General features: G+C 63.2%; 10 protein-coding genes and 1 pseudogene. 5 read left to right on the top strand and 6 right to left on the bottom strand.

The genetic code is table 11. The features are described from left to right. Positions 1-296 precede the first annotated feature (296 nt). Together AC1DUP_RS15565 and AC1DUP_RS15560 are read right to left on the bottom strand one after the other, a co-directional pair. Positions 297-1,129, bottom strand: a pseudogene (locus AC1DUP_RS15565) (3-oxoadipate:acetyl-CoA acetyltransferase). A 50-nt stretch (positions 1,130-1,179) separates the two neighbouring features. Continuing rightward, positions 1,180-1,386 (bottom strand): hypothetical protein, encoded by a 207-nt coding sequence (locus AC1DUP_RS15560; RefSeq protein ID WP_477833083.1) that lies wholly within the window; start codon positions 1,384-1,386, stop codon positions 1,180-1,182. 248 nt (positions 1,387-1,634) lie between these two features. Here AC1DUP_RS15560 and AC1DUP_RS15555 point away from each other — a divergent pair, with 248 nt between their 5' ends. Genes AC1DUP_RS15555 through AC1DUP_RS15535 form a run of 5 tightly spaced genes read left to right on the top strand, consistent with a single transcriptional unit; the run spans position 1,635 to position 8,650 of the window. Beyond that, on the top strand, positions 1,635-4,736 hold the full coding sequence (locus AC1DUP_RS15555) for an AAA family ATPase (protein ID WP_113302104.1): 3,102 nt from the start codon (positions 1,635-1,637) through the stop codon (positions 4,734-4,736). Between the two features lie 13 nt (positions 4,737-4,749). After that, a complete protein-coding gene (locus tag AC1DUP_RS15550; protein WP_113309152.1) occupies positions 4,750-5,952 on the top strand; it encodes a YcaO-like family protein in 1,203 nt (400 codons plus the stop codon). A 10-nt stretch (positions 5,953-5,962) separates the two neighbouring features. After that, positions 5,963-6,718, top strand: a complete 756-nt coding sequence (locus AC1DUP_RS15545) for a TfuA-like protein (protein ID WP_477833082.1) — start codon at positions 5,963-5,965, stop codon at positions 6,716-6,718. A 47-nt stretch (positions 6,719-6,765) separates the two neighbouring features. Beyond that, positions 6,766-7,947 (top strand): gluzincin family metallopeptidase, encoded by a 1,182-nt coding sequence (locus AC1DUP_RS15540; protein WP_477833081.1) that lies wholly within the window; start codon positions 6,766-6,768, stop codon positions 7,945-7,947. Positions 7,948-7,972: 25 nt separating this feature from the next. Continuing rightward, positions 7,973-8,650, top strand: coding sequence for a hypothetical protein (locus AC1DUP_RS15535; RefSeq protein ID WP_113309148.1), 678 nt, complete (start codon positions 7,973-7,975; stop codon positions 8,648-8,650). 69 nt (positions 8,651-8,719) lie between these two features. On the opposite strand, the gene AC1DUP_RS15530 is transcribed toward AC1DUP_RS15535, so the two are convergent. From AC1DUP_RS15530 to AC1DUP_RS15515, 4 genes are all read right to left on the bottom strand, one after another. After that, on the bottom strand, positions 8,720-9,019 hold the full coding sequence (locus AC1DUP_RS15530) for a helix-turn-helix domain-containing protein (RefSeq protein WP_245503764.1): 300 nt from the start codon (positions 9,017-9,019) through the stop codon (positions 8,720-8,722). 524 nt (positions 9,020-9,543) lie between these two features. Next, a complete protein-coding gene (locus AC1DUP_RS15525) occupies positions 9,544-10,989 on the bottom strand; it encodes an HlyD family type I secretion periplasmic adaptor subunit (protein WP_113301935.1) in 1,446 nt (481 codons plus the stop codon). Then, the gene (locus AC1DUP_RS15520) at positions 10,986-13,130 is read right to left on the bottom strand and encodes a peptidase domain-containing ABC transporter (protein WP_113312261.1); all 2,145 of its coding nucleotides are present in this window, start codon (positions 13,128-13,130) and stop codon (positions 10,986-10,988) included. The genes AC1DUP_RS15525 and AC1DUP_RS15520 overlap by 4 nt, the downstream gene beginning before the upstream one ends. 44 nt (positions 13,131-13,174) lie before the next feature. Then, entirely contained in the window at positions 13,175-13,483 is a 309-nt protein-coding gene (locus tag AC1DUP_RS15515) for a hypothetical protein (protein WP_113301933.1), read from the bottom strand. Between the last annotated feature and the right edge of the window lie 12 nt (positions 13,484-13,495).

The raw sequence follows: 13,495 nt of genomic DNA, 5'->3' as shown, positions 1-13,495 counted from the left end.
CTCGACTGTCAATTCCGTCCGATCTGGGGCCGATATCGGCGCATCGCCGACCGGCTTTATTGGGGCCGTCTTCGGACTGTCCGCTTCGGGAGCGTAGAAAATGAAAGCGGTCACGCAACCGTCATGCGCTGAATCGGTCCAAAACAGACTCTATGCCAGTCTGACCGAACGAACATTTTTTCAACCTTCGCGACCGACTGGCCATTGCGCGTGTTGGTGATCCGCTAGCATGGCACCGAAGATTTCCGGGATCGATGCTCAGTGCCGCAGATCTGTTTCCCCGATTTTTCCTGCTTTCAGCCGGGCGGCGGCAGGCCAAGCAACGCCCGCGCCTCCGCAGCGGTCGCCGCGCGGCGACCGTACTTTTCGATTGTTTCGACGCATTGCCTGACCAGCGCCGCGTTCGAGGGCGCCAACGCATCCCTGCCGATGCGGATGTTATCCTCAAGGCCTGTGCGGCAGTGTCCACCCAATTCGGCGCACCAATTGTTCAGCGTCACTTGGTGCCGGCCGATCCCAGCAGCGCACCAGGTCGCATCTGGCATGAGCCTCTTGGTAGTCTTTACCATGAACTCGAACGCCTCGCGGTCGACCGGCATGGCGTTCTTCACTCCCATCACGAACTGGACGTGAAGCGGCCCTTTGAGGCGCCCGTCCTTGACCATGCTCGCAGCTTGGAAGATGTGACTGAGATCGAACGCTTCGATTTCGGGTTTTACGCTGTGCTTACGCATCTCCGAAGCCAGCCAGTCGACGAGGTCGGGACTGTTCTCGTAGACGCGGGTTGGGAAGTTGTTTGAGCCGACTGCCAGCGAGGCCATGTCCGGCCGCAGCGGCAACATGCCGCCGCGCTCCGGGCCGGCGCCCGAGCGTCCGCCGGTCGAGAACTGAACAATCAGGCCGGGACAGTGCTTGTGCAATCCCTCAAGCAGCGAAGCGAACTTCTCGGGGTCGGAGGTCGCCGACCCGTCAGAATTACGGACGTGGCAATGGGCGATGCTCGCTCCTGCTTCAAAAGCCTCTTGGGTGGACTCGATCTGCTCAGGAACCGTGATCGGCACAGCCGGTTGTTGGTCTTTTGCGGCAGCGAACCGGTGATCGCAACGCAGACTACGCAAGGCTCTTTCATATCCATTTTCCTCGCCGGGCGAGGAGCGATGTCGCGCTACGCCGCTTCCCTCAGGGCTTGGGTTCCGCTCCCTCGCAGGCGCGGTCGAGGTCGGATTCCTTCACACCGAGGTCGCGCAGTGCTGTGGGGACGCCAAGTCTGACTGCCAACCGGTGCAGCCCGATCGGCGCGTCGTACGCACCGATCGCCGCCGCGATCCGTGCCATGGCCTCGGGTGCCGCTGGGCTGTTGTAGGCAAGCGCATGGTGAAGTCGCAAAGAGTCACTGCTTGTCTGCGTCAGAAACAGATTTTCATTCTGGGAAGAGGGGTTCGACTCCCCTAGGCCGTGCCACTCTCTTTGAAATCGTTGCGTAATTTCGACGTGCGGGTCTGCCCCGCCGCACGGCATTTCGAGCCGCGTACAATCCGATCTCCTTTCAACTTTTGGCTACCGACACATCGTGTCGGCCTGTGTTATAGTCGCTCTGTCAGGTGCAGGATTTGGCAGACACGCAAGGGGCGGCGATGGCGAGCGAAAGTCCTATCAACTCACCGAAGCACCCACGAAAATCGCCGGGCGGGGGCGCGCGGCCGGCGGAGCATGGCAGCGAGCGGCGCCTCATCACGGCGCTCTGCTACGATCTTGTCGGATCGACAAATCTTTTCCATCAACTCGATATCGAGGACTTCCAGGAGCTGATTTCCGCCTTTCAGCAGGCGGTGCGGTCGGCGATCGTCGCGCGTTCCGGCGTGATGCGGGTCGAGGCCGGTGACGGCGGTGTTGCCCTTTTCCCGACGGAACTTGGCTCGCGCGATGCCGCGTCACTGGCGATTCGCGCTGGCTTCGACGTTATCGAGGCCTGCCGGCGCGTCGGCCGCGAGGCGCGGCGCAGCGACATGCATGTCCGCGTCGGCATCGCCACCTCCATCGCGCTGGTCCAGGAACCGCGCGAGGAAGTCCCTTCGCAGGTGCCGGTGACGGGGGCGGCGCTCGCCATGGCGACGCGGCTGGAAGCGCTCGCGGCCCCTGACAGCATTCTCGTCTCGGAGGAAACGAAGACCCTCGCTGGACGCGCCTACGCCTTCATCTTCGAGGGCAGCCGGTCGCTAAAGGGATTTGCCGAGCCCGAAAGGGTTTGGCGCGCGCTCGAACATCGTACCGAAGTCACCCGCTTCTACGCCTTCGGACGGCTTGGCGGTTCCTTCATCGGCCGTGCCGCCGAGCTTGAGACAATTGGCCGTTGCTGGCGAGAGGTCTTGGCCGGGAAAGGCCAGATCCTGGCGATCGAAGGCGACGCCGGCATCGGCAAATCACGGCTTTTGCGGGAGATCCGCAAGCTTACCCGCAAGGAGCGATCGAGGACCTTCCTGTTTCAGTGCGCGCTCGGCGGCGCGCGCTCCACGCTTCACCCACTCATGCATGGCTTTCCCGGCACGGCGTCCAAGGCGGCTGGCCCCTCACGCCTGACGGCGACAACTGTCGCCGCCGCGTTCGCGCACCACGGCATAGAAGAGCCAGACGTCGCCGAACTGTTTTCGTATCTGCTCGGCGCTGCGGGCCGAAACGAGTCCCTCTCCGGCAGCGATCCCAAGGCAATCCGCGACAGGGCGCGGCGGGCGACCATCCATGCGCTGGAGACCGTCGGCGCCCGCGGTCCGCTGATCATGGCGGTCGAGGATATTCACTGGATCGATCCGACGTCGCAGGACCTCCTTGGGGAAATCGCCCGCACGGTTTCACGGCTTCCCATCCTTCTCGTCGTCACCTTGCGCCCCGGCGCCGCGATGGATTGGGCCGGCGGTGCCGACGTGGTGCACTTGTCGTTGAAACCCCTCAATCGCGACGAGACGAAGCAGGCGATCGAAGCGAGTTGGCCGGCACACAAGCGCACGGCGCTTCCGGAACTTCTGGAGGCGACGGAGCGGATTTCCGGCGGCGTTCCGCTGTTCATCGAGGAGATCTGCCAGTGGATCACGGAGATCGCGCCTGCGGATGCGGCGAATATTCCTGAGGCAATCGCGCATGACGGCGAGGCCAAGGTCTCTCACACGCACGCGCTTGCCTTCGAAGGGATTCTCGACGAACGGCTCGCGCGCCTCGGACCGGCGCGGGACGTGGCGCGAGCCGCGGCGATCGCCGGCGGCCGTACCACGCTGCCGCTGCTTCACGCGCTTTTGCCGGATCTCGCCAGGCGGTCGCTGGCGAGTGCGGCGGATGTGCTGTGCGAGACCGGCTTTCTGACGCGTGGCCGAACCGGCGGAACCGTGATCTACCGCTTCCGACACGCCCTGATCCAGGAAACGATCTACGAAGCACTGCTGCGCAAGCAACGGCAGGTTCTGCACCGGCGGCTGTTCGACGCCGTCAGCGACGACCGTGGGCTGGCGGAATGGATCGACACCGGCGGGCTCGCCGACCAGGCGGAACGCGCCGGGCTCACGGAGGAGGCAATTCGGCTGTTCATCGCCGCCGGCTCCGAGAGTGCCGGCCGCTCGGCGATGATCGAGGCGCGCCACCATCTGGAGCACGCGCTGGCCCTTTGCGCCGAGATGGACGAAAGCGAGGCGGTCGACGCCTTGCGGCTTTCCGCCTTCACCAGGCTCGGCCCGATCCTCACTGGCCTTGTCGGCGCCAATTCTCCGCCCGCCCGCAAGCTGTACGAAGACGGCGTCGCCATCGCCCGCCGCCAGCCGAAGGAAGACCAGCCAAAGTGGTTTCCGATCTATTGGGGCTGGTGGCTGACCGGGCCTGACTTTCTCGTCATGCACGACCGCGCACTCGAAGTGCAGATGATGATGCTTGGCACCGAAGATCGCGAAATCGCCCTGCAGGTCAAGCATTGCATCTGGGCGATCGACTTCAATCTCGGCTGGCACAGGGAGACGCAGGAGGCGATCACGGCGGGGCTTGCGCTCTACGACGAGCGATCGGCCGAAACCGCGCGAACGCTCTATGGCGGCCACGACGCCAAGGTCTGCGGCCTCGGACAACTCGCTCTGTCGCTCTGGCTGACGGGACAGGGCTCGGCCTCGGACACAGCACTTGCGGACATGGTCGGCCTGGTCGAGCGCATCGGCCATGTTCCGAGTACCGCCCATTCGCTCGACACCGAGGCGGTCTCGGCCTTCTACCGCGACGATTTCGAGCGGCTGGCGGATGTTTCGAGCCGGATGCAGCTCTTTGCCCAGCAAAATGAGATGCAGTCGCTCGCTGGCATGTCGCTGCTTTTCGGCGGCTGGGCCAAAGCCCACAGCGACGACCTCCTCGCCGGCCATGAGATGTTCGGCGAGGGATTGGCGCTGCTCAAGGATCTCGGCGCCGTCGCCGACCTGCCGATCTATCTCTACATGCACGCGACCCTGCTCGGCCTTGCCGGCAAGTACGAGCAGGCCATCGACGTCGTCACCGACGCCATCCGGCAGGCCAAGGAAACCGGCCATGCCTACTGGCTCGCCGAACTCTACCGCTGCCGGGCCGTGCTGCGCGCTCGGGGAAACGTGAAAACCAATCTTGTCGCCGCCGAACTGCTGACCGCCGTGACCATCGCCGAAAGCCAGGGTGCGATGGCTCTGCTGCAAAGGGCGAGCCGCTCAACCCGGGAGCTGGGCGTTGTTATCGGACGCTGACACGGCCGAAGGCCTGACCCCTGCCCCGCCGGCGATCGACGGACGGATTGCCGACTTTCGCGACGAGCTTGCCGCCGGCTTGAGGCAACCGCTCGATACGCCGGCCGACCCCGGCGCCGCCGAGGCATGTTTTCGCAGGCTACTCCCTTTCAGCCGCCGGGCCGGCATCACCCGTCTCGCCGACCTGACCGGGCTCGACCGTCTCGGTCTGCCGGTGGCGCAGGCCATCCAGCCGGCCGCGCTTTCCGAGGTGACCTCGCTTGGCCGCGGCCTCACCCTGATGGAGGCGGCGGTCGGGGCGATCATGGAGGGTCTCGAGCGTTTCTTCGCCGAGCGCATTCCCTCCTCGGACTGCTTTCTTGCGACCGCCGACGAGCTTCGGATCGACGCGGCCCTGCTCGAAAACCTGCTGCTTCCCCACGCCGGCACCGCATGGCGATCGCTGCCAATTCCCTGGACCTTGGCTGTCGATGTCGCGAGCGGAGCGCCGCAGCCGGTGCCGCTCGAACTTGTTCACACCTGCTATACCGATCCCGAGCCACAGGGCGACGGATTGTTCATCCGCACCACCACCGGCCTTGCCTGCCACAGCACGGCGCGCGATGCCTTCGCGCATGGACTGTTCGAATGCATCGAACGCGACGCGATCGCGCGGGCCTTCGCCACCCACGGCTTTTTCGATCGTTGCCGCATAGCGACATCGCACATCGGGCCGAAGGTCGAGCATATTCTTTCAGTCACCCGGACGCAGGGCATCGCTTTCGCGCTTTGGCACGCCCCCTCGCCCACCGACCTACCGGTGATCTGGTGCCAGGCGATCGAGGCCGGCGCGGCTGAGCCTACCCTGGCGTTGCCGACGGAGGGCCATTCGGCGGGCTTTACCGTCGAGACAGCGGCGGCGAGCGCGATGCTGGAGGCATTGTCGGCGCGCGCCGGGGCGATTTCCGGCGCGCGCGACGACCAGACGCGCGAACACTATCGGAAGAGCACCGATCCGCTCGTCGCGGACGCCCGCCGCCTGATCCTCGAAGCCACGGCTGCGGGCACGGCAGCGTCGCCCTTCGCCCCAACATGCCTGCGCGACGTCGTCGACCGGGTTGCCGCCTGCGGGCTTGGACCTGTTCTCGCCGTACCGGTCGGAGCGGACGCCGAAGCAGGCGTGGCCTGCGTGCGAACCATTCTTGCGGGTGCGCGGCCGTTTTCAATTTTGCGTTGAGGGGTTGCCGATGACGAATGCCGGCAAGGAAGGTCCAATTCTGGTATTTCTCGGCCCCACGCTGCGTCTCGAAGAGGCGCAGGCGGTGCTCGACGCGATCTATCTCCAGCCCGTATCCCAGGGAGACGTCATACTCGCCGCCCATGCCTTCCGCCCACGTGCGATGGTGCTGATCGACGGACAGTTCGAGGACCGCCCCGCCGTCCGCCACAAGGAAATTCTCTGGGCGATGGCAAAAGGCATCGTCATGATCGGCGCGGCCAGCATGGGAGCCTTGCGGGCGGCCGAGCTTGAGCGATACGGCATGATCGGCGTCGGCCTGATCTATAGGTGGTACCGGCGCTGGCCGTTGACGGCGGAGGATGCGGTCGCCGTGCAGTCAGGGCCCGCCGAACTCGGCTTTCTGCCGCTCACGGACGCACTTGTCGACCTTCAACGGACGTTCTCGACGCTTGCCCGCCGAAATATGATGACATCGGCTGAGCGCGACCAGCTCATCGCATTGGCGCGCGGGACGAACTTTCGCGATCGCTCGCTCGCAGCCCTATTGCGGGCTGGGGGATTTTCCAGTGACCGTATTTCGGCATTGCGGAAAGAAATGACCGGGCAAAAGCGCCAGGACGCCCTCCTTACGTTACGTAAGGCGCCTTCCCTAACAGTAGAGCGGCAGGGCCGCGATGTTGATCGCGCCTGGGTCGCGACCAATACTTTCATGAGAGATTTGGAAGCCTCGCATATTGACATCGACTTGATACGAAATTACTAATTAAACGTGTGGTTGCTCAATCCTTCTTCTTCGAAAGCGATTGTGCCATGGAATCGTATCCGAACAATGTGACGGAACGCGTGGACCCACGCATCGGAACACGATTCTGGATTTTCCCCCAGCCTCCCTTCATCCCCGGCTACGAAGAGCCCGATCGCGTCTGGCTCTCGATCCTGCCCGACGAGATTCGTGACGGACCGAGCGACCAGTGGGTGTACGTGGTCGATCCGTTGATCGAAAAACAGCCCTATGGTCCTGACGATCTGCCGCCGTTCGAAGGCGAGCGGCGACCGGCGGCACGATCTGGCCCGGATCGTAACTTCGACAATATGGACCCGAAATCGCGGGCCTACCTCGGCGTCCACGTCTATGCCTGCGTACATTTCGTGCTCGACATCTGGCACAGCTATCTCGGTCATCGCATCCGCTGGTTCTTCGACCCGGCCTTTCGCCGCCTGGAAATCATTCCCCTGGTCGACTGGGACAACGCCCATGCCGGCTACGGCTATCTGGAGCTGGGAGCCTCCGATGTCGGCGGCGTGCTGCGGCCCTATGCGCTGAACTTCGACACAGTCGCCCACGAGGTCGGCCATTTCATCAGCCTGTCGGAACTCGGCATCCCGATGATCACATCGCGCGAGGCCGATTTCTTCCCGTTTTCGGAAGCCTTTTCCGACTGTGTGTCGCTGATCTCGCTGCTGCATTTCGATTCCGCCGTCGACCGGCTGCTGCGTCGGACGCAAGGCAATCTTCTGCTCTCCAATGAGCTCAACCGTTTCGCCGAGACTAGTCCCGAGACGCAAATCCGGCTGGCTACCAATTTCCGCCGCATGTCGGAAACCACCCGCGAACCGCACGACCGCTCGCTCCCCTTCCTCGGCGCGATCTTCGACAGCATCGTAGACGTCTACCACCGCCAATTGGTTCGCGAAGGGTTCGCCGACCCGCGCCTGCTCGACGTCGATCTCAGTGAATTGACGCTCGACCAATTCGACGAGTTTCGCGGCTTGACCGAGCGATCGTTCCGCGACCGGCCGCTCTATTTCAAGCTGGCACTCGAAACCGCCCGCGACCAGGTCGGTCGCGCGCTCGCGGGGTCGCTGCGCTCGCTCGATCCAAACACTATGACGCTTGATCAAGTCGCAAGGGCGGTGGTTGCAGCAACGGTCGACGGGGTCGCGGCCGAACGGCTCGAGGCAAATTTTGTATGGCGTGAAATCATCAGGTGAAACCAGTCCTTGATAGGAGGGGAACATGAGTGACTGCTGCTGCCATCCCGGTGTAGGTCCAAACCCAACAGGCCTAACGCCTCCCAACTATAGCGCCTATAGACCAGGCGAAGTGCGATTATATGGGCGCTTGGCTGATCACGCGCCCATCTTTGTAAATTCCGAGAAAGAGGTACTAAAACGACTCGAAAATGACCTACACGTCAACAACATCGAGGGCGATACAAAGAAAATAGCAGAAATCGTAAGAAAAAGCCTAGCATACACCCTTGATCCCATCTTTGCGATTTTTAAGGAAAAAATCACACTCGCGGGCCTGCTGGGTTTCGATGTTTATTCTCTCCCGGTGGAGATATCCTCCAAGAAATGCTGCGACGATGACAAAGGCAGGTGTATCGGCGTCATATACGGCTACTCCTATGAAGGGCACTGCTATGATTTGCCAAAGCCGTTGATCATGTTCCTGCCATGTCTACCCCACCAGCTTACATCCGGCTATTGCGAATGCGATTGCGGATACGGCCCAGGCCTCGGCTATGCCGTATGGCAGATCGACAAGCTTGAGGATGTCATCGTGATCGATATTCGCATCGACGATGTAAAGACGCTCATCCTCGACGCCAATCTTCCGGGCAACCGTTCACCGCTCGCCTACTCACAGACCATGAGGCTTGCACCGTCGCGGCCGCCGATCAGCGGCTGACTCCGGTATCACGCGGCTAGTGTGGCCGAAGCTATCGGCCACACGCCGTTCACGCGTCTCAAACACACCTCAATTCATCTCGGTCGAGAACCAGGCCATCAGTTCCGCAGCGTTCCTGATCCCGGTGGAGCGCATCATTCTCGCGCGGTGCGCCTCCACCGTGCGCCGCGACAGGTTCAGCTCCTCGGCGATCTCGCCGCTCGTCTTGCCCTGCGCCATCATCGTCAATATCTGCCGCTGCCGGCCGGTCAGCGGATTTTCCGCGTCTGCCAGCGGCCGGTTCAGTGCTTCGAAACAGTAGAGCGCCTCGGCGAAAGGGCGGAAGAGGAATATCTCAGGCTGCCGCCAGTATTGTCTCCGTGCTGGCATTTGTCTGCCGGTGTTCTTCGTCGTTAGCACAGCAAGCCATAAAGCCATCTCGCCCCGGATCAGACTCGCCAATATGTCCTTTCGGAACTAGACTTTTTCGGATTGCAGCATAGCGCCACTACACTGCAGTGCCGAGCCCTCGTCACTGAAATGGCGAGATGACAGCTTATGGCTCCGCTGCGACCGGGTGTTTTCACCACGTAATGTCCGCTTTGCGGCGACGTCGACCGGTGGCTCGATGACCACTATGGAGGCGCGAAGCGGCCTTATCCTTGATCAACGAAAAAGCCCGATTCTGCCCTGAAAGCGGCCATGGCTGCAGATGAGTTCACCTTGGGCGCAGGTGCCTGCCTCAAACTTCCCGTCATGACTGCTTCCCACCGAGATGACGGGCCGAAGACGCCGCGCACCAGAAAACCGGACGCCCCCAAAACAGGTCTGGGGGCAGCGCCGTAAGCGGCGGCGCGCCCCCATCCCCTGGCTGGTGTAGGGCCCCTCGCCCTACACCTCGCCCTGCGGCCCCCTCAATTCGGCTCCCGGATCGCGCTATCCAGCCCGCGCAGCAGCGGATAGAGGAAATACGAGATCACTGTCCTGTTCCCCACCTTGATCTCCGTCGTCACGGTCATGCCGGGCAGCAGCCTTACCGGCACGTCCGACGCATTCAGCCGCGTGTCGGCGAGCAGGATCCTTGCCTTGAAGAAAGGCGCTGCCGGTTGGCTCGGCGTGGCGGTCTGTTCCGGTTGGCCGGTGAGGAACGTGTCCTGGCTGATCGTCCTCACCTCGCCCGAGGCGGTGCCGTATTTCTGGAAGGGATAGGCGTCGAGCTTGATGCGGGCGTCCTTGCCGACGGCCACACGGCCGATATCGCGGGTGTTGATCGAGACTTCGGCTTCGAGCGGCACGTTGATCGGCACCAGCGTCACCACCGGTTCGGCCTCGCGCACGACGGAGCCGATGGAGCGCTGGGCGAGATCGAGCACGACGGCATCGGCGGGTGCGGTCAGCGACACCATGTTGCGGCGCAGCTCCATCTTCTTCAGTTCCTCGTCGGCCATGTCGCGCTGGCCGCGCAGTTCCACCAGCTGCTCCATCGCGGCGCGGCGGAAATCCTCGATGAAGGCCTGGCGGTCGGCCCTGAGCTTGGCATAGGCGTGCGCCGCCTCGTCGGCCTTGCCGCGAACGGCGGACAGGCTGGACTCGACGTCGAGGCGGGCGTCGCGCGAGCCGAGCAGCGTGATCAGCGAGCCGCTCTGCTTGTTATAGAGCCGCTCCCGCGCTGCCTCGATCTGCGAGAGCCCGTCGCGCCTGTCGTTGAGCACGGCCTCCTGGTTCTTGCTCGCCGCAAGAGCGGCCGACTGGCCGGCGATCTGCTGCTCGAAATTCTGCAGCTGCGCCATGTAGAAGGCCCGTCGCTGGCCGAAAAGCTGCGCCTGCAGCGTCTGGTCGGGGGTGTTTCCCGCCAACTTCGTATAGTCGTCGCCGGCAAGCTCGGCCTCGATGCGCTTCACCTGGGCGTCGAGTGCGGCGAATTTTGCCTGCTGCTGGTCGACATCGGCCTGGCTGAAAGTGGCGTCGAGGGTGGCCAGCGTCTGCCCGGCATGCACCACCTCGCCGGCCTTCACCTCGATCGTGCGGATGATCGAGGTTTCGAGCGGCTGGACGACGATGGTCGGCTGCGTGGTGACGAGCTTGCCGGGCGCGATCACCACCTCGTCGATGGACGAGACCGAGGCCCAGATGATTGCCGCGGCAATCAGCGCCGTCACGCAATAGAGCGTCATGCGCGCCACCCGCGGCGGCGCGCGTTCCTCAAGCTCGACGGCATCGGACTGGAATTCCGCGATCGCCGGCGGCAGCGGCGGGCGGGCGATCAGTTCCCTGCCCTGACCCGATCGCCCTTTGTCTGAAGGACCTTTGTCTGATGGCACTGGCAGGTTCTCGCTGGGTTTTCTGGCGTGCGCGTTCATGCGACCTGCCTCATCTGCTGGGACCACAGGTGGCGATAGGTCATGCAGCGCGATACAAGCTGATCGTGCCGGCCGATATCGGCGACCTTGCCACGCTCGACGACGAGAATGGCATCGGCATCGACGAGCGTCGAAAGCCGGTGCGAGACGATGATGACGGTGCGCCCGGCAGCGATGCGGCTGAGGTTCTCGCGGATGATCGCCTCGCTGTCAGGGTCGAGCGCGCTGGTTGCCTCATCGAAGATCAACAACTTCGGATCGGTGATCAGCGCGCGCGCAATCGCCAGGCGCTGCTTCTGGCCGCCGGAGAGGTTGGAGGCGTTTTCCTCCAGCATCGTGTCGAAGCCGCGCGGCAGGCGCTCGATGAACTCCTCGGCGCCGGCGATGCGGGCAACTTCCATGATTTCCTCGATGCTGGCATCGGGCTTGGCGGCGGCGATATTTTCGCGAACCGAGCCGCGGAACAGGAAGTTATCCTGCAGCACGACGCCGATGCTGGTTCTCAGATGCACGAGGTCGATCTCGCGGCTGTCATAGCCGTCCATGCGCACAAGGCCTTCCTGGCTCTGATAGAGCCCCTGGATGAGCCTTGTGATCGTCGTCTTGCCCGAGCCGCTCTTGCCGACCACGCCGAAGACGCAGCCCGCCGGAATGGCGAAGGAGACATTATCGAGCGCCGGCGCGCTGTCCGGGCCGTAGCGGAAGGTCACCTTGTCGAATTCGATGCGACCCTGCAGATGCGGCCGGACACCGCGCCCGCGGCCCGCCTGCTCCGGCCGCTGGTTCATGATCTCGCCAAGCATGCGCACCGAGAGCGCCACTTCCTGATATTCGTGCACCATGGTGACGATCTGGACGAGCGGTCCCGAGACGCGGCCGGCGAGCATGTTGAAGGCGACGAGCGCGCCGATCGTCATCGTGCCGCTGAACACATCGAGCGCGCCGAGACCGATGATCGCCACACTCATCAGCTTCTCCAGCAATCCCGTCATCGCCTGGGCGATGGTCGAGATCTTGTCGACCCGGAAACGCACGGAGATCGATTGGGCCGAATAATCATCCCACACCTTGCGCTGGCGTGGCTCCAGAGCCAGCGATTTGACGGTGCGCATGCCGTGCACGGTTTCCACCAGCAAGGCCTGCCGGTCGCCTTCGGCCTGGTAGAGCGCCTGCAAGCGGCGCTGGAACGGCCCGACGAGCATCATCACCACCAGCCCGACAAGGGCAGCAAAACCGAGCACCACCAGCGTCAGCTTGACGCTGTAGAGAAGCAGGATCGGCACGAAGACGAGAAGCGACACGCCGTCCAGAAGGGTCAGGAACAGCCGGCCGGTCAGGAATTCACGGATGCGCCCCGTCTGCTGCATGTGCTTGACGAGAACGCCGGCCGAGGCCTGTTCGAAGAGCGCAATCGGCAGGTTCAGCAGATGGCCGAAGGTGCGTGTCGCGACGCGGATGTCGATCCTGTTCGTCGCGTAGAGCAGCAGGTAGCGGCGCAGGAAGGTGAAGGTCGCGTCGAAGATGAGCGCGATCGCAATGCCCGCCGTCAGAACCGTCAGCGTCGCATAGCTCTGGTGCACGAGCACCTTGTCGATGACGAGCTGGAAGAAGATCGGCGTCGTGAGCCCGAGGCCGTAAAGCACGAAGGCGGCGAGCGCGACATCGCGGAAGAAGCTGCGCTGCTTGATGATTTCGGGGACGAACCAGCGGAAGCCGAAGGGCCGGTCCTCGTCGGACATGCGATAGTTGCGCTTCAGCAGGATCACCGATCCGAGCCAGGCCTTGGCGAACTGCTCTTCGCTGAGCATCATCACCTCGGCGCGTGAGGCGAGCGGGTCGAGAACGCGGATCCTCTCATCCTCGCCCTCCCCGACAGCCCCGGCGATGACCACCCAGTTGCCGTTCGAAAGTTCCGCGAGCACCGGAAAGGCCTCGCCGAGCTGGAACAGGCTTCGCCAGTTGAGCTCAAGATGCCTTGCCCTCAGGCCGGCATCCTTGGCCATGCGCAGCAGCTGCCGCACGGCAACGGGATCGTTGCCGACGGCATAATCGTGCTGCAATCGCTCAGGAGCGAGATCGACGCCGTGATGACGCGCGACGAGAGCAAGACAGTGCAGATTGGTATGCAGAAAACCACTCATGGCCCACCCGAAACAATACAAGACCGAGGCGATATTTATTTTTATCAGTTGAAGTTCGGCGAAGCGTTCGAACCGCCGCCCTGCACCGACTGGATATCGGCAGCGGCCGCCGCCGACATGTCGCCGATGCGGCGAACCGCGCCCGCCTCGACCAACCCGCCAAGCGCCTTCTGCATGAGATCGACCGCATTGGCGAAGGCATCGACAGGCATGATAATGCGCTGGCGGAAGACCGGCTTCGGATTGTTGTTGGCGTCACGATCGGTGGCCGAGAGCGACATCAGGTCGATGCGCACGATCGTTCCCGTGATGGTGATTTCGCCGATACCGTCTGCATAAAGTTCGTTGCTCATTGTTCTCTCCTC

The sequence above is a fragment of the Rhizobium sp. 01L419 genome (genome assembly GCF_056400025.1).
Note: the sequence above shows the minus strand (reverse complement) of the source record. Positions and strands in the feature narration are given on the sequence as shown.

Coding starts and splice junctions, on each gene's coding strand:
- AC1DUP_RS15555 (WP_113302104.1), top strand. CDS start 1,635: ATGGCGAGCGAAAGTCCTATCAACTCACCGAAGCACCCACGAAAATCG.
- AC1DUP_RS15545 (WP_477833082.1), top strand. CDS start 5,963: ATGACGAATGCCGGCAAGGAAGGTCCAATTCTGGTATTTCTCGGCCCC.
- AC1DUP_RS15540 (WP_477833081.1), top strand. CDS start 6,766: ATGGAATCGTATCCGAACAATGTGACGGAACGCGTGGACCCACGCATC.
- AC1DUP_RS15535 (WP_113309148.1), top strand. CDS start 7,973: ATGAGTGACTGCTGCTGCCATCCCGGTGTAGGTCCAAACCCAACAGGC.
- AC1DUP_RS15530 (WP_245503764.1), bottom strand. CDS start 9,019: ATGCCAGCACGGAGACAATACTGGCGGCAGCCTGAGATATTCCTCTTC.
- AC1DUP_RS15525 (WP_113301935.1), bottom strand. CDS start 10,989: ATGAACGCGCACGCCAGAAAACCCAGCGAGAACCTGCCAGTGCCATCA.
- AC1DUP_RS15520 (WP_113312261.1), bottom strand. CDS start 13,130: ATGAGTGGTTTTCTGCATACCAATCTGCACTGTCTTGCTCTCGTCGCG.
- AC1DUP_RS15515 (WP_113301933.1), bottom strand. CDS start 13,483: ATGAGCAACGAACTTTATGCAGACGGTATCGGCGAAATCACCATCACG.